The organism is Psychrobacter sp. (genome assembly GCF_018260395.1).
Classification (GTDB): Bacteria; Pseudomonadota; Gammaproteobacteria; order Pseudomonadales; family Moraxellaceae; genus Psychrobacter.
Map to the genome: position 1 here is coordinate 24,348 of NZ_JAGLBC010000003.1, position 17,920 is coordinate 42,267.

A 17,920-nucleotide genomic window follows, 5' to 3' on the forward strand; every position below is an offset into this window, starting at 1 on the left:
CGTGGGTGATAACCCACGACGAGCTAGGCTATTCTCCGAAACCAATCTTCCTACTCTATCTATAGATTCATTGAACTGTTTGTAAACGTAGTTATTATTCAATCCGTGGGTTTCACTTCGTTGCACCCACGCTATGCTTGCTGTAATTCATATTCACTACTCAATAATCTTGCCTTATCAAATAGACTTGCAATTTTCCTAGTATTATCACTAATACCGTATTCAACCATCCAGTTGTCATCACTGCCTGCATAAGGTGAAGTTGAACAAGGATCAGGCAGTAGTAAGTTTAGTTCTTGAAGTTGTCTTATAACAATTCCAACTGATTCTTGATTCCAATTTTCATCTAAAAGACAGCTATTTGATGAAACAGTTACACGGTCATAAGGTAGTTTTTTATTCTTCTGTAACTCAACATCTCTAGTAGCTCTAATAAAAAAATTAATTGTTTGGTCATCTAATTGTTTTAATGCTTTCAAGATCAATACTTCATAAAATAAGTCAAAATCAAATTCTGGATCTTCACAAAAAAGTAATGTTAGTGCCATCATAGCAATATCACTATCTATACTGGTCACTTCTTCAAGGTACTTAAATAACAATTTACGACCTTCATTAGAGTTTATTGTTTTTTTTAATTCTCTATGTTCTTCCTTAGACATATTTTCAAGATTGAGATTTACATATTTTAAAAACTTTATAAACTTGAGCTTTTTATTTTCAGCAACCATGACCATGAGAACTCTAGCGACTGGTTTAAAAAACTTTAAAGTTTGTAAAGTACTAACCATTTTAATTGGTACAACGAACATAACTTAACCTATATCAATAAATAGTCATCGAGAAAACCAATAGCCCTGACAGGAGCGGTATCCTGCTGACGACAATGGCGATGCGAACTGTGGATAGGAGTGGTGTCGTGATAACAGCAACACACCTAGACACGATAGTTCGCACGCCATTGTCGTCAGCAGATACAAGCGGATGGCAGGATTAGCTACCAAATACTACAACTTACAAGCCCCACTCGCACAACCATCATCAATATCGGCCTGTGCATCATTAGCACCATCACGGGTATTATGGTAATACAAGGTTTTCACACCAAGTTTATAAGCAGTGAGAAGATCTTTTAGCAATATCTTCATTGGCACACGTTGACCCTCATAATGCGTGGGATCATAGTTAGTGTTGGCAGAAATACTCTGGTCAATGAACTTCTGCATAATTGCAACCAGCTTCAGGTAACCATCATTGTTAGGCATTTGCCATAATAGTTCGTACTGACCTTTTAGGTTCAAGATATCAGGCACAACTTGCTTTAAGATACCATCTTTAGACGCCTTAACAGATACCAAACCGCGTGGTGGCTCAATGCCATTGGTAGCATTGGCAATTTGGCTTGACGTCTCAGATGGCATTAACGCAGATAAGGTAGAGTTGCGTAGACCATGCTCGACGATGTCGCTACGTAAGGCTTCCCAGTCTAAACGCAGTGGCTCGTTGCACACTTTATCTAGGTCAGATTTATAGGTATCAATCGGTAAGATGCCTTGTGAGTAAGTGGTCTCATTGAATGCAGGACAAGCACCTTTTTCTTTAGCAAGCTTGTTTGACGCTTTTAATAAATAATACTGTAGCGCTTCAAATGTTTGATGGGTAAGACCTAGCGCTGAATCGTCAGAATACTTAACCCCATTTTTAGCTAGATAATAAGCGTAGTTAATCACGCCAACACCCAAAGTACGGCGTCTCATGCTGCCATTCTCAGCCGCTTTTACCGGATAGTCTTGATAATCAAGTAATGCATCTAAAGCACGGACAATTAACTCCGCTGGCTCTTCGATATCTTGAAGGTTTTCAACTTCACCTAAGTTAACCGCTGATAAAGTACATAAAGCGATCTCACCATTTTCATCATTGATGTTGTTTAATGGCTTGGTAGGTAAAGCAATTTCCATACATAAGTTGGACTGGCGAATAGGGGCCACGCTTGGATCAAATGGGCTATGGGTATTACAGTGGTCAACGTTTTGAATATAAATACGACCAGTGCTGGCACGTTCTTGCATCATTAGGCTGAACAATTCAGTAGCAGGTATCTGACGCTTGCGGATGCTTTCATCTTGTTCGTATTTGGTATAGAGCTCTTCAAACTTGTCTTGATCAGCGAAGAAAGATTCGTATAAACCTGGTACATCTGAAGGAGAGAATAGAGTAATGTTCTGACCTTTGATTAAACGTGTGTATAAAGTGCGGTTAATTTGAACCCCATAGTCCATATGACGCACACGGTTGTCTTCTACACCACGGTTGTTTTTAAGTACCAATAATGACTCTACTTCTAAATGCCATAGTGGATAGAATAAGGTCGCTGCACCACCACGAACACCCCCTTGAGAGCAGCATTTAACCGCAGTTTGGAACAGCTTATAAAAAGGGATGCAACCAGTGTGCTGTGCCTCACCGCCACGGATAGGGCTACCTAAAGCACGGATATTGCCAGCATTGATACCGATACCGGCACGTTGTGATACGTAACGTACGATAGCACTTGTAGTGGCGTTAATAGAGTCTAAGCTATCGCCGCACTCAATCAATACGCAGGAGCTGAATTGACGAGAAGGGGTACGAACGCCTGACATAATCGGAGTAGGTAGTGATATTTTGAATTGTGAGCTGGCATCATAAAAGCGCTTCACATAGTGCATACGCTCAGACTTCTCATACGAAGCGAACAGACACATCCCGACTAGCATATATAAGAACTGAGGGCTTTCAAATACGGTCTTGGTAACGCGGTCTTGTACCAAATATTTACCGGCCATCTGTTCGGCAGCTGCATAGGCTAGCGTCATATCACGCCAGTGATCAATATACTCGTTTAATTGATCAAACTCTTCACGTGAATAGTCTTGCAAAATATGCTGATCGTATTTGCCAGATTCAGTTAATTTGACCACATGGTCGTATAAATGTGGTGGCTCGAATTGATTATAGGCAATCTTACGCAAATGGAAGATAGCAAGACGTGCTGCTAGATATTGATAATCAGGGGTGTCTTCACTAATGAGATCGGCAGCAGCCTTAATGATGGTTTCATGAATATCACGAGTCTTGATACCATCATAGAACTGGATATGAGATTTCAATTCTACTTGAGAAACTGAAACATTATTTAATCCTTCAGCAGCCCAGGTTATGACCTTATGAATTTTATCTAAATCGATTGGCTCTAAACGGCCGTCTCGTTTCATTACATTAATTTTATCCATATTTGTCATTGCTGTCTCCGCTAATTGATGCCTTGTGACCCGATTAAATCGTCCCACTGTTGGTAAAGATTACCTAACTATATTTAGTGCCTGTCATTTTATTGAAACACAAGATATAGGGTGGTTTATGTGATGTAGGCACAATATAAAGGAAAAAAACTAAAATTGCTATCTTGACAAAGTGACACTTACAAGCTCAATTACCCTGATTGAAATGAACATTTAGCCATCATGAATAGTTGCAAATTTGCAACTGCCGATAGGGTATCGCTTACAGAACGTGTCAAGTAAATTAATTGAAAAATATCTAATAAAAATTTTTTTTAAAAAAATTGTAACCGTCATAGTCGTATGTAAAAATAATCAAAAAAAAGTAACAGTTCGAAGTGCAGTTCGAAGTGACCGTTAGAAGTGATAGTTAGAAGTGCTAATTAGAAGGTTTAGTTAAAACTGATAGCTAAAAGACAGTTTGAATTTTTAGCAAAAAAAATAGAGCAGAATAAACTGCTCTATTAAATAGAAAATATATTTAGAAATATTTAGATTATAAGTACATTACATTAAATTGTATAAACTATATTAGAAGAATGCCATTTAAATAAAATCAATGGAAATATTTCTAACAGGTTTAGACCACAGTGCGAACTGTTGGTGCCTTGTGTAAAGCTGCATATAGGTCATTAACTTGTTGTGCATCAGTAAAATACAGCTTAGCACGAACTGATGTAAAGCGACCCGTGCTAGATTTTTTGACCACTAAAGTCTCAGTATCGAATTGTGGAAACTGAGTGCCTAAAATTAGCTTAACTTCATTAAGAAGGGTGTCATGTTCGCCTTCATGACCAATAATGCTCATTGGATAATCCATTGGGAATTCCCAAAGATGCATATTTTGAATATCGGTTTTTTTAGCAGTAGGGTCTGAGTGTAAGGTTAAACCTTGGTTAATATTTAAATTTGGATTATTGTTTGACATAGATAGGTTCCCGTCTGGTATCCATAGTTGTATTGGATATAGCTTAATAAAAGTCTATAAAGACAATTTAAGCTATTTTTAATCATAAAAAAAGCTGAGATGACTCAGCTTTTCTTTCAAAGTGTAGTCATGTTACATATTAGTCGTTTTCTAGGAATGAACGCAAATGTTCAGAGCGAGAAGGGTGACGTAACTTACGTAAAGCTTTGGCTTCAATCTGACGAATACGCTCACGAGTAACATCAAACTGCTTACCAACTTCTTCTAAGGTATGATCTGTTGGCATATCAATACCAAAACGCATGCGCAATACTTTTGCTTCACGTTCAGTCAAATTGCCTAATACATCTCTAGTGGCTTCTTGTAAACCGGCTGAAGTTGCATCTTCAACAGGACTTGAAATGGTTTGGTCTTCAATAAAATCACCTAAGTGTGAATCTTCATCATCACCGATAGGTGTTTCCATAGAGATAGGTTCTTTGGCAATTTTTAACACTTTACGAACTTTGCCTTCGTCCATTTCTAAACGTTCGCCTAATTCCTCAGGTGTTGGTTCACGACCCATTTCTTGAAGAAGCTGACGAGATACACGGTTGATTTTATTGATAGTTTCAATCATGTGCACCGGAATACGAATGGTACGAGCTTGGTCAGCAATTGAACGAGTTATTGCCTGACGAATCCACCATGTAGCATATGTTGAAAACTTATAACCACGGCGATATTCAAATTTATCAACCGCTTTCATTAAACCAATGTTACCTTCTTGAATTAAGTCTAAGAATTGTAATCCACGGTTGGTATATTTTTTAGCAATAGAAATAACCAGACGTAAGTTGGCTTCAACCATCTCTTTTTTTGCACGACGAGCTTTAGCTTCACCTATGGCCATACGACGAGCCACTTCTTTCATCTCGTTGATTTGCATGCCTAATTTGTCTTCATGGTCACGGATACGGCGCTGTAATACAACCACATCATCAACCACTTTAGCCAAGCTATCTGAAAATTTAGGATTGCCTTTAAGTCGATCCGATAACCAATCAACGTTGGTTTCATTACTTGGAAAAGTCTTACGAAACTCACTACGTGGCATTTTACCGCGGCGAATCACCAAGCGCATGATTTGGCGCTCTTGCTTACGAACATCGTCATACACGTCATGCATAATTGCCATAACGTTATCAGACATGCGGTTATTTAGTTTTAATAGCATAAAGCGATCTGCTAACTGCGCATACGCTTCTTGGGCTTGTGGACTACCACGGCCATAATCTGCTAAAGCTTGTTTTGCAGTTACAAATAGTTCACGAATTTCTTCAACACGCTGACGAACTAGTTCAGGATCTAGGCCACCAGCTTCTTCGGCATCCTCTTCATCTTCAACGTCTGCTTCATCTTCGTCTTCATCATCCACATCTAAGTCTTTAACGATAGACTTAGTCGTGATAACGGGCACTTCTTCTTCTTCAACTTCAACAGGCTCAAGCTCTTCAGGATCTAAGAAACCTGTAATAACATCAGAAAGTTTCTTCTCGCCTGCTTCAACTAAGTCATATTCATTAAGAATAAATTTAACGGTACCTGGCCAATACGCCATAGCATGCTGAACGTCACGGATACCTTCTTCAATACGCTTAGCGATAACAATCTCGCCTTCGCGGGTCAGTAGATCGACAGTACCCATTTCACGCATATACATACGAACAGGGTCAGTGGTACGGCCAGGTTCTGTTTCTACAGCAGCCAATACAGCCGCTGCTTCATCAGTGGCCATCTCATCATCATTGGCCCCATCGTTCATTAATATATCATCAGCATCAGGTGCTGATTCAAAAATCTTAATACCAACATCCGTAAGCATTTGAACGATATCTTCAATTTGGTCACTTTCGGTAATTGAGGCGGGAAGTTGGTCGTTCAGCTCAGCATAAGTCAAATAGCCTTGCTCTTTACCCATTTGAATAAGGGTGGCTAATTGAGAGGTAGATTGAGAGGCTGCCTTATCGGTCATAATATCTCGCTTGCAATAGAAGATGTAGGTTAAAGGTAGAGTTAGGGTGCAATGAGTTTTTAATAGGCCAGATTGTTGTCTTATCGTTGCATTAATTGCAAATGCTATTTATGGTAAGTTGAGCAACCAAATCTGTAGCCAAAGAAAAAATATTAGTCCGACATTATAACATAATATCCAAAACAGCACCGCAAATAAGGATATTCTTAGTAAAAACAAACCTGTAAATATGTCTTATAAATACTTTTGTTCAACCCCGTGATAATAATAATATGGGGGCATAAACGTTTTTTTAAAGTCATTTGTTATATTGTGTTTAGAACCAATAACTTAGCATGGATCAAAAAGTCCATCGTAGCGACTTTAAACCTTTTTATTGGCTTGTATAGCTTGCTGTTGTTTTGACCAATTCATTAAGGTCTGACGTTGACGATTTAGGTGTCTGATGATAATAATACTCTTCGATTGTGACATTTGTTTTGATAAGGCATTTAACATAAGCTGTATCAGCAAATCATCAACCAGTTCATCGACATCAATGATACCGCGCTGGTTTAAATTGGACCAAAATGGGTGCCAACGTTTGGCCAAGGATTGTTGAGTATTGGCTGGCAGATTGGCAAGTATAAAGTGAGCGGCAGCATTGGTATCCTTCGGTAAATAAGACTCTAAAGAGCTGATTGTTTTTGTAAGCTGGACCAAACTAGTATTATCAAAATCTTGCCAACTGGGTAGAGGTGGCGCTTGTATAGAAGCTTTATTATCGCTTGAGTCAATAGACATCTCAATAGGGGAAGTGGCTGGTGCATTATCTGCTGTTTTTTGTTTTGAACGTTTCTCACACAGCTCAATATCTGTAACACCAGACTCTTGCCATATGCGTTCAATAGGGTCTTCTTTCATTAAATTAGGTGAAAACAATAAACATAGTTCAAGCATTCGGCTGACCGTCATGTCACTGTCAAAATCCAATAGCGCATCGTGTGCTGAATTTTTTTGACCTTTTCGACCACCAAGTTTTTGATAGATATCATTGTTAAGCAAATACTTAAAGCTTGAGCCTTTAGGCAAGTTATTGGTCAATTGTCTGACTTGCGACATCAGTTTGGCTTTGCCTTCTGCCAAACTCAAGTCATAACGCTCGCTTAGATAAGCAAAAATATACTGGGACAAAGGCATGGCGTTTTTTATCTGCTCACGCATGGCATCAACTCCGTGCATGGCCACATAAGTGTCGGGGTCATGCCCGCCAGGTAAGGTCAAAAAGCGCAGTTCTTTGTCATCGCTTAAAACTGGTAAAGCAACTTCGAGGGTTCGCCAAGCAGCCTTTTGACCTGCGCTATCACCATCAAAACATAAGGTTAAAGTGGGGTTCATTTGCAATAAACGAGCAATTTGACTCTCATTGATAGAGGTCCCCATCGAGGCTACTGCCCCATATATGCCTGCTTGATATAAGGCGATGACATCCATATAGCCTTCAACCACTAGCCAATCATTGGCTCGATGATGTCTTGACTCAAAATAACCGTATAGAACATGCTGCTTATGAAATACAGGAGAGTCGCTAGAGTTGATGTATTTAGGTTTTACTTCATTGTCTAAAGCCCTTCCAGCAAAGCCGATAACCCGCCCTTGATTATCACGGATAGGGAAAATAACTCGGTCGCGTAATAAGTCATAATCACGCCCTTTTTCGGATTGACGCACTAATCCTAAAGCCTTCAAACCTTCTATATCTCGTGGAAAAGCTTGCTCTAAATGTTGCCAGCCCGTAGGGGCATATCCGAGTTTAAACTCATCAATGATTTTATCGGTTAAACCGCGCTCTTTAAAATAAGTCATAGCGCGCGAATTTTCTTGCAAATTATTTTGGTAAAACTGACAGATACTAATCAATAGGTCGTACAGGTCACCTTCTTGATTTTTGACAGGGTTGACCTGTTGTAATCGAGCTTGAGGGTGTTGAGCTTGAGGTTGTTGAGATTGATGTTGAGGCTCAAGTTGAGCGTGTGGGTGCGATGCTGAGTTTGGATAGTCAGGCATCGAATCTAAGCTAGAATCAAGGCTAGAATCTAGGCTAGGTTCGAAGCCGCCTACATCATTTGAATAAAAGCCAATGTCCCAGTCTGAAACTGGGTCTGAAACAGAGTCCGAAGGCGGCGCTGAGTTATAATAGCTACTCTCATCAATATAGCCACCGTTATCTTTATCGGTTTTAGCATTCGGATGGCTGTTTGGATGGTTAGGGTTATTTGGATAGCTATTTGAATTGCTAATATTGCTATTGTCAGGATTGCCAAGATTGTTAAGGACAGAAGGCGCGGAGTCATTTTGCGTCACAACACCTTGATGATCACGGTTAAAAGTATCTTTAGTAGCTATCGAATTGCTAGGTTCGATTGGAGGATTAGATGGATTACCCAAAGAATCTAAATGGCGCGGCGAACTAGGATTAGAATGAGCGGGCTGCGAATTTTCATTATTTTGAACAGAAACAGCTTGTCTTGGTCCTTTTTTATAACGTAAATCTTTATTGTCTTCTTTAGGTATCTCAATACTTGTTTGACGAGATAATTCTCTTACCGCTTCCATAAAAGTTAGATTTTCGTAATCCCGCAAAAAGCTGATGGCATTGCCACCCACGCCACAACCGAAACAGTTATAAACATTTTTTTGCGGATTAACATAAAAAGAAGGTGTCTTTTCACCATGGAAAGGACAGTTACCTTTAAATTCTTTACCAGCACGTTTTAAAGTGGTGTGTTTAGCAATAATCCCTACCAGATCGGCTTGGCTATTTAATTGATCAAGAATATGATTAGGGATGCTCATAACTATGTTTGGCCTTACTTGATAAAACTGATTTGCAAAAAAGTTGGATGAATAAAGTTAAATTGCAATTTTTTAAACAGATAAGCCACTTTAAAGGATATGCCTATAAAGTGGCTTATAAGTATTAATTTTACAGCGTGGCGTTCAAGGGTTAGTCAGACGCCAGTTTATTGATTATTAATGTTTTCAGGGTACATATCTTTAGGACTAGCAATGCGGGTCTGTGGCATCGTTGCATTTCCTGTACCAGGACCAGTAGCTGTATCTTGAGGTAAACCAAGACCAAGTTTAACGCCCTGACGGTTAGTATCTACAGTAGGTAAGCTTCGGTTAGTTAATGCTGCATTGTCTGACGGAAGCTGTAACTGAGCAGCTTGCTCAATGACTTGGAGTTTGGTAGCTCCGGTGTACTCAGAGTTTTGAGCTGTGTCAGAAACATTATTTTTATCAGAACGCCCTAATTTACCATAAGTTATTCTGTTTAATAAGCTACCGGCACGGTTATTGGTTATACGTACTTTACCATCACGTGTGAGCCATTCAGGATAGTTAATTTGTAATAAAGTCTTATATTGCTGTGCCAAATCATTTAGACCAAGCTGTTCATTACTATAAGCTAAGATGGCGATTGCTTCAGGAACTTGTTGGCTTTGAGGATAATACTGAAACACCCATCTTGCACGGTTCACTGCAGCCACATATGCTTCACGCTTGATATACCAACGAGCTGCTGATAGTTCACTTTCGGCAAATTGATTATATATGTATATCATACGTTGAGCAGCATCTGGGGCATAGCTACTATTAGGAAAACGTGCCAATAATTCTTGGAAATTGCTAAATGCTAAACGATAATAAGAGGTATCACGATGCGCTTGTTGTAATTTAGCGATACTTAATAAACTACTGGTACCTTCCTGCATATTAGCCACGCCGCGTACATAGTAGGCATAATCAACTTGTGAGTTACGAGGATATAGTTTAATAAATTGTTCAGCACTGGTTGCCGCCAACGCATATTCCTTTGTATTAAATTGGCTATACATCAAATCTAGTAACGCTTGCTCGGCATAGGGACCAGTTGGATAAAAAGTACGTAGTTCTGTTAACTGCTCTGATGCATAAAGGTAGCGTCCTTTGTCTATCGAATCAACCGCTTCTTTATAATACTGAGCATCTGTTTTTTGTGCAGAAGCGACCGCATCCGAGTCTTTGCCAGTAATATTTTTTAGCGTTTGGCACCCCGATAAGCTCAACATACCAGCAGTTAATAATGCCAAAGTTAGCTTTGTCTTACGAAAAGAATAAGGGGTATTAGGGGTTAATGCAGTAATCAAATAAGTTGAAGAACGCTGCATGGAAATCTCCGCAGAATATTTTAGTCAAATTTTAGTGGGTCTAGTGTAGCACGCTACCATAATATTTTGGTATAGCATTATAAAGCTATTGCTATCTCAATGGTGTTTGTATTGTTGTTAGTCAATAAGTATATGACATGATAAAACTTTAACAATGACGAACTTAAAGGTTTAATTCATTTGAAAACATTTATTTTAGCTTTTCTAAATGGTTTAAGCATTAAAGGTAAAGCAGTAAGAAAAGTCCAAATCATGCTACACTTAGCACATTAATATATCACTTAATTTGGTCCCATTTGCTATGTCTTCAATTACTAATTCTTCCAATTCAATGTCTTCACAAACTAATTCGTCAAATACAATAGCTTCAGAAACTGTGCCACCTTCAAAGGATGAAGCCTTAGACCGAGCAGATTTACTATTGGATAAAGACTGTGAATCGGATCTGGACGTAGAGGAGGAAGATTTTGAAGCGGAAGACTTTGATTATGAATTAGAGGACGAATTAGATGATGAATTAGAGGATATAGACAGCCAAGATGAACAATCAAATCTAAGTACCATTGAGAATCTAATAGTAGACGTACATGCTGAACATATGGTCATTAATGAAGAGGCAGGTCAGCGCATTGATAAGCTTGGGGCAGACCTATTTGCTGATCATTCTCGCTCTCAACTTCAAGAGTGGATGAAATCAGGCAATTTGACTATTAATGGCAAAGTTGAGAAACCAAAGTATCGAGTGAAAGAAGGCGACCATATTTTACTAAAGGCGAAACTTGAGCAACATGGCTCCGATCAACCTGAAGATATAGCTTTAGATATCATTTATGAAGATGACAGTGTGCTAGTGATTAATAAGCCCGTGGGTATGGTGGTGCATCCTGGCGCTGGTAACTGGACTGGTACCTTAGTGAATGGGTTATTATATCATTATCCACATCAAGCTCATCTACCCAGAGCAGGTTTGGTGCATCGCATTGATAAAAACACCTCTGGGTTACTGGTAATAGGTAAGACCAAAGCGGCGCAACTGAAGTTGCAGGATCAATTAAGAGATAAAACAGTTTATCGTCATTATCAATGTATCGTGGCTGGCGATGCTGCGAGTTTGAAAAGGCAACGTACTATTGATGCTCCGATAGGACGTCATCGCAATCAGCGCACCAAAATGACAGTTACCAGTGTGGGCAAACCCGCCATAACTCATATTATGACCATCACGCCATTAAATGATAATTATAGCTTGCTAGATGTACAGCTAGAGACAGGTCGCACCCATCAAATACGTGTGCATTTAAGCCATATTGGTCATCCTATTATTGGTGATAATGTCTATGGTAACCGTCAGCAGTTAAGAGCAGGTCTGACACAAGAACAGCGTGAAGCGATTTTAAGTTTTCCCCGTCAAGCTTTGCATGCGTATCAGCTAGGGTTCGTGCATCCAGAGACAGGTGAGGATATTGAGGTAACGGCGCCCTTACCCGAAGATATCCTTAAATTAGCAGAAATCCTACGTGAGTAGGCGATAGTAGAGTGTGATGCTTATTGACTATATTAACTGGTGATGACTATGCCAATTTTAACTCATAAAGAGCCTTTTCAAATACTAGCTCACAGTGATAAGGTTTTGATTATTCAGACCAATGCAGGCGTACAGTTGGCATCCGATGCTACTGCGAAAAGTAATAGTTATGGACTTTTTAATTTGGGTCTGCATGTCCATGATGATCCTATAAATGTGCTGCATAATAGAGCTCAACTATTGCAGTTAATTAATGAGTACTTAGCAACAAGTCATCATAAGTCAACCGTTGAAGTGATACATTGGCTGAGTCAGATCCATAGCAATAAAGTTATTCGCATTGATAAAAATGAGCCATATAAAGGGTCATTAAGTGCACCTGAAGCTGATGCAATGATCATAAATCATGTCAACCAAGCTTTGGCCATTATGACTGCTGACTGTGTGCCTATTGTGATTTATGACCCAAAATCAGGACAAACCGCTGCAATTCACGCCGGCTGGCAAGGGTTGGCAAACGGCGTTATCTTTGAAACTTTTTATGAGCTTAATAAACATAAGATCAGTTGTAATAAGCAAACTTCAGCTCTTGAGGAATTAAATACTAGCACCTCTAACTCCGCTACATCTAGCATTTGCCTACTTAAAACTACACCGCAAGCTTGGATAGGTGCTTGTATTAGTCAAGCTTGTTATGAAGTCTCCCAAGAAGTGGTTGATAAGTTAGTGATGGGATGCGAAAAATTGGGCATGGACATTGAAATGGTTCGACACAAAATTGTTGGCAATCATGATGACCCCAATAAAGCATGGCTAGATCTGCCGAAGCTTGCTAAATTACAGCTAAACCAGTTGGGTATACAAGTTGAAGCTCCAATTGGTTCATCAGCTGAGGCATCATTTGATGAAAAGAAAGACGGACAAGAGTTAAGTTCTGCATTGGCTTGTAGCTATGCAGACAGCCGCTATTACTCATATCGTAGAAAAACTCATTTGGGTGAAAATAATACTGGTCGGATGGCCTTATTGATTATCAAATTCGCCTGAACGGGTTAAAGCTAGCTCTAAGTTAGCTGTGTAGTAGATTGTTAGCTAAATTTGCAATATCAGCTCAGGTTAGGTTAAATAGCGCCTTATATCATTAAGTTAGGTCAAAAAGCACATTATTTGCTTTAACACGGCCCTTTATATCAAAATAGGATGTATCCCACTCATGACTGATAACTCAAGTTCTATAAATTCGAGCACGCCAGTTGAGGCCTTAAAGATTGCTATTATTTATCACAGTAATTTTGGGCATACCCGCAAAGTAGCCCATGCTATTGAGAAAGGTGTTCAAGAGTATGCTATGGATAAAGTTGAGGTCCGAGCACTGGATATTGATGACATGGATTGGGAGTTTGCTGATGCTGCGCAAATGATAATATTTGGTAGTGCGGTATATATGGGAAGTATTACCGCTGAATTTAAGACTTTTATGGACAGTACTTCTAAACGTTGGTATCACCGTAAATGGCATGGCAAGTGGGCGGCAGGTTTTGCCAACTCTGGCGGTCTAAGTGGGGACAAGCTAGCAGTACTTCAGCAAATTTGTTTGTTCAGCATGCAGCACGGTATGAACTGGGCAGGATTACCGGTAATGCCAACCGGCCATACAGAAAATGACATAAATCGTCTGTCAAGTTTCTTAGGTTTAATGACCCAATCCGGTGACGCACCCCCTGAGATTACGCCAGGAGAGGGGGATATCAATACCGCAAAGTTATTTGGGGAGCACTTGGCACAAACATTAATAAACCAGCCTCCTAAGTTTATGGCTTAAGGCATGTTTGACAGTTTGGTTTTACTTACTTTGAAGCATTAGCGTTATATGAAATATATGAGTTAGAAGTAGCATTATAAGTAGTGAAGGTCTTAAATTCTGCGGTTACAGGAATTGGGCTTTCTGCCAGTTGAATGTTTTGGCAACCTGATAAAATAATGCCTAAGCAAGATATGACTATTATAAATAAAGAATTCTTAGCCGTTAAATACATAGTCAATCTCTTATTAAATAGATAAAAAGCTAACATTATCTCAAACCACTCACATTGCCAAAGAACAGCGGCAAGCTAAAGCTTAAAACAATGAATAATAAAACTATGAAACAACTTTAGTTTGAACCAAGGTTGTTTCATATCATTAGAGTATAAGTGTTTCTTAAACAATTAAAAAGTTAAGGCTATTGTCCACTTGGTACCCAGGTAGGCGACTTGGCAATACCGTCAATAGGTAGCGTTATAGTCTTTCCACCGTCTATATATCGAATTACGATATTGCCTTTCTTGGCACCTTGAGAGTAAACCACGCGTTCTCCAGTAGGTGAGAATTTAGGGGCTTCATCTAGCCCCGTTGCTCCATAATTTGCAATAATATCGCCGTTGCTACTCATAATCGCCGCACTTCGTCCACTTAAAAAACCAATTTTAGTACCATCGGGGCTATAATTCGGATTGGTTGAGTAACCACCACGTGAAATTTGTACTGGAGAACCGGAGAAATTATAGCGGTATAAGCTAGGACGATTAGGGCTGGCATGATCTGAGGCATAAACAAAGCTACCGTTAGGCGCATAAGTTGGGGTAACTTGGTCATATGGGCCAGACATTACCAACTCAGGCTTACCTCCAGTGCTATTGATGCGGTAAATATCTGCATCACCACTTATTGTACTTGAAAAAAGAATTTTACTGCCATCTGAAGAGAAGCTAGGATTGAGGCTACTGCCTTTTAGGTCTACAAGATGAGTCAGTTGGTTAGTCTTAAGGTCTTGTTTCCATAAATTGGCCGTATTGTCTTTTAACTGTACAGAATAGGCTACAAAGCGGCCATCAGGTGACACCGAAGGGCTATAAATTATAGCATCAACCACTTTTGCGAGCACACGTTTGTTACTGCCATCAGCATCCATTAATATGAGGGATGAAGTTCTGGATTTACCGGTACCGTTCTCTTCGACATAGATAATACGCGCATTTAAATCTAATTTTTTACCAGTAATTAATTCATAGATACGACCAGAAGCTTTACGGGCGGCAGTCTTGCTATCGGCATCAGTAACGGTTTGGGTGCCTTTAATGATTCTGCCTTTTGATACTTCAATAACTTCAAAAGTAAGGGTTGTATTGTCTCCAACAGTGTTACTTCTACCGATAACCATGAAAGGAATACCCAATTGTTGCCATGCAGGTAGTGTAGCGGCCAATTCATCTCGGCTATGGGGCTGACCAATTAAGCCTTCACTTGTGACTCGTAAAGGCGATGCTTGTAAATCAGACTGAATAATGTTGGAGACATTGCGATCGCCAGCAAAAGGTACGAAAGCCACTTGGGTATTCGCAACTTCTACTTGCTTCTCTACTGTAAAACGAATAACGTCATCATCTTCATCTGCTGCAAGTGCAATTACTGGCAGGGTTAAGCTACTTATAACAATACTTATCGCAGATATAGCTGAAAGTTTATTTGAAAATGCGCGTCTTTGATAAAGTGAAATCATTATAAAAGTCCAATAGATTCTAAGTTTATTTTAATAAATTAAGCTTTTTAAGCTTGTAGATAACGCTATGAAGAAAAATAACAGCTTGGTTTTTATTTTCTAGTAACGACAAATACTGGCTCTAGCTTTGTATATCCTGATCCAGCAATAGGCGTTAATGGACTGGCTTGTTTAATCGCTTCAATAAGCGAATCCCCAAGGTCCTTATCTTTTGCATTGGTAGTCACTGAAAGTACATTACCATTATCATCAACCTTAATATAGGCTGTAATTTTAGTACCAACAAATTTTTGATCAGGATTCCATCTGGGGGAAATGTAGTTTAGCAGGTCAGAGGCGATTTGACCCTTGCTTTTGGTTGAAGCTGAACCTTTTGCGCCTTTATCTACCGAAGTGGCCGGAAATTGAGCTTCAAGTTGACCTACTTTAGCGCTCTCTGTAGTACTGTTAGAAGGGCTTTTATTGGTCTGCGGATTCTCTGTATTATCTGATGCTAAAGAAGGCGTTGGCGCCTCTTCTGTTGCAGGTGAAACATCTGGTTCAATTGTTTGTTCGTAAACTGGTTCATTGTCTATGCTGTTGGTTGAAGCGGCTTCAGGCCTATCAGGCGTACGACCAAAGACAGATGAGAGGCTTCTAGAAAATACGGAGTCATCAGCACTGGAGGATGAATCATTGCTTGTAGATGGTACAGTTTCAGTACTGATTTCAGGTGTTTCAGGAACCCCGCCAGCAGCTATAGTCTCACGTTTAGCTTTAATATTAGCCTCGAGACTTGCAAGCTCCTCTGGGGTTATAATAGTGGTTTCGATAGCTTTATTATCAATCTCAGGAACTTGATAGGTAAAATATATCAAAGCCAAGACAGCTCCATGTACAATTAAGCTTAAAATGGCCGGCATTGCGATACCATTGTCCTCTGGCTCTACAGGTACATATACGCTGGGCGCTCGATTTAACACGGTACTAGTCTCACTTACTATTGATTGATATCAGAAGGTAGGGGTTGGCCAGTTAATAAGCCTACTTTTTTGACCCCTGCTTTCTGTAAATTGGCCATGAGCTGCATAATCTTGCCATACTGATTATTTTGGTCTGCATTTATCATCACCTGAACATCATTGCCATTTGAGTTCTTTTGTAAAGCAATTAAGTTTTCAATTAAAGCTTCTTCAAGCACTGGCATATCTATATTGTTTTCATAGCTCATATAGATTTCACCATTACTCTTTAGCGAAACGATGACAGGCATTTGAGCCCCTGAAGCAATATTCTCAGTGCTTGCTTTAGGTAAATCGACATCTACCCCAGTAGTTAGCATAGGCGTAGTGACCATAAAGATAACCAACAGTACCAGCATTACATCAATATAGGGCACCACGTTCATAGAGGCATTAAGCTCTTTTTTATGACGAGAAAAGGGGCTAGCTTTCATACAGTGCTCCTTTTATACCAGTGGCGACCGAACGTTCTGACTGCCAATCAGGGTGTCATCTGCTGATGTGGCTACTGTTTCATGGGTCTCACGCTGTAGCATACCTGTCATCTCATCACAAAATAAGGCACGACTGTCATAGATACCCGCCGCTTTTGCAGTGAAATGGTTATAAGCTAAGACAGCAGGAATAGCTGCAAATAGACCCATTGCGGTGGCAATTAAGGCTTCAGCGATACCAGGCGCCACGGCAGATAAGCTAACTTGAGAGGCTTTAGATAGACCGATAAAAGCATTCATGATCCCCCAAACTGTACCAAATAGACCGATATAAGGCGATACTGAACCTATACTTGCCAATACTGCCAAACCTGACTCTAAAGTCTGTTGTTGACGGCCCAGTCCTACACGAAGTTTACGTTCAACACCATCAATGATATGGTCTTTTGGCTGACGCTTTTTATTCATTCGTAAAAATTCTGAAAAACCCACGTAGAATATATTGGCCAATCCATGACGATCAGGGGAATTTTGGATGCCTTGATAAAGCTTTGCCAAATCCTCACCTGACCAAAACCAGTTTTCAAAGTGTTGATCTTGACGTTTGGCTGTGCCCAATCGAGCGCTTAAACGAAAAATTAGCACCCAACAAATTATTGAGGCTAACAACAAAATCCCCATAACAATCTGAACGAGTAGGCTAGCATGACTAATAAGGCTAATAAGGTTTATTGAATCTGGCAACTCTGACATGAATGACTCACTCAATGAGATAAAACACTAAATATAAAAGGGAATTAAAACAAGCAAAAAATAAAATTGGCAAAAATTTGGATGATATTTACGCTAACAGCGCTACATTATACCTGAACCTAAGGTGGTTCTACTATTTCAATGTTAAGCCAAAATTTTGGCAATAGTTGAGGTTAATGTGTAGATATCATAGCAGTTAGTCATTAAAAAA

13 protein-coding genes are annotated in these 17,920 nt (G+C 39.6%); 3 read left to right on the forward strand and 10 right to left on the reverse strand.

The genetic code is table 11. From position 1 onward, the window contains the following. Positions 1-131: 131 nt before the first annotated feature. The 6 genes from QZ265_RS00665 to QZ265_RS00690 all read right to left on the reverse strand — a co-directional run bounded on the left by QZ265_RS00665 (position 132) and on the right by QZ265_RS00690 (position 10,458). Complete coding sequence (locus QZ265_RS00665; protein WP_296402369.1) at positions 132-812, reverse strand: hypothetical protein; 681 nt, start codon at positions 810-812, stop codon at positions 132-134. A gap of 195 nt (positions 813-1,007) precedes the next feature. Beyond that, a complete protein-coding gene (nrdA, locus tag QZ265_RS00670) occupies positions 1,008-3,284 on the reverse strand; it encodes a class 1a ribonucleoside-diphosphate reductase subunit alpha (RefSeq protein ID WP_296402371.1) in 2,277 nt (758 codons plus the stop codon). Positions 3,285-3,903: 619 nt separating this feature from the next. Continuing rightward, complete coding sequence (locus QZ265_RS00675) at positions 3,904-4,164, reverse strand: DUF493 domain-containing protein (RefSeq protein ID WP_296402403.1); 261 nt, start codon at positions 4,162-4,164, stop codon at positions 3,904-3,906. Positions 4,165-4,390: 226 nt separating this feature from the next. Continuing rightward, positions 4,391-6,265, reverse strand: a complete 1,875-nt coding sequence (gene rpoD, locus QZ265_RS00680; protein ID WP_296402373.1) for an RNA polymerase sigma factor RpoD — start codon at positions 6,263-6,265, stop codon at positions 4,391-4,393. A 363-nt stretch (positions 6,266-6,628) separates the two neighbouring features. Continuing rightward, complete coding sequence (gene dnaG, locus QZ265_RS00685; RefSeq protein ID WP_296402375.1) at positions 6,629-9,100, reverse strand: DNA primase; 2,472 nt, start codon at positions 9,098-9,100, stop codon at positions 6,629-6,631. Between the two features lie 167 nt (positions 9,101-9,267). Then, on the reverse strand, positions 9,268-10,458 hold the full coding sequence (locus tag QZ265_RS00690) for an outer membrane protein assembly factor BamD (protein WP_296402377.1): 1,191 nt from the start codon (positions 10,456-10,458) through the stop codon (positions 9,268-9,270). A 301-nt stretch (positions 10,459-10,759) separates the two neighbouring features. Here QZ265_RS00690 and QZ265_RS00695 point away from each other — a divergent pair, with 301 nt between their 5' ends. From QZ265_RS00695 to QZ265_RS00705, 3 genes are all read left to right on the forward strand, one after another. Further along, on the forward strand, positions 10,760-11,983 hold the full coding sequence (locus QZ265_RS00695) for an RluA family pseudouridine synthase (RefSeq protein WP_296402378.1): 1,224 nt from the start codon (positions 10,760-10,762) through the stop codon (positions 11,981-11,983). A gap of 48 nt (positions 11,984-12,031) precedes the next feature. Continuing rightward, a complete protein-coding gene (locus QZ265_RS00700; RefSeq protein WP_296402380.1) occupies positions 12,032-13,030 on the forward strand; it encodes a polyphenol oxidase family protein in 999 nt (332 codons plus the stop codon). Between the two features lie 166 nt (positions 13,031-13,196). Then, complete coding sequence (locus tag QZ265_RS00705; protein WP_296402383.1) at positions 13,197-13,805, forward strand: flavodoxin family protein; 609 nt, start codon at positions 13,197-13,199, stop codon at positions 13,803-13,805. Between the two features lie 399 nt (positions 13,806-14,204). Here QZ265_RS00705 and QZ265_RS00710 read toward each other — a convergent pair whose 3' ends face one another. The 4 genes from QZ265_RS00710 to tolQ all read right to left on the reverse strand — a co-directional run bounded on the left by QZ265_RS00710 (position 14,205) and on the right by tolQ (position 17,709). Then, positions 14,205-15,521, reverse strand: a complete 1,317-nt coding sequence (locus QZ265_RS00710; protein WP_296402385.1) for a hypothetical protein — start codon at positions 15,519-15,521, stop codon at positions 14,205-14,207. A 92-nt stretch (positions 15,522-15,613) separates the two neighbouring features. Then, the gene (locus QZ265_RS00715; RefSeq protein WP_296402387.1) at positions 15,614-16,483 is read right to left on the reverse strand and encodes a cell envelope integrity protein TolA; all 870 of its coding nucleotides are present in this window, start codon (positions 16,481-16,483) and stop codon (positions 15,614-15,616) included. Positions 16,484-16,500: 17 nt separating this feature from the next. Further along, the gene (tolR, locus tag QZ265_RS00720; protein ID WP_296402389.1) at positions 16,501-16,956 is read right to left on the reverse strand and encodes a protein TolR; all 456 of its coding nucleotides are present in this window, start codon (positions 16,954-16,956) and stop codon (positions 16,501-16,503) included. A 12-nt stretch (positions 16,957-16,968) separates the two neighbouring features. After that, a complete protein-coding gene (gene tolQ, locus QZ265_RS00725) occupies positions 16,969-17,709 on the reverse strand; it encodes a protein TolQ (protein WP_296402391.1) in 741 nt (246 codons plus the stop codon). Positions 17,710-17,920 lie beyond the last annotated feature (211 nt).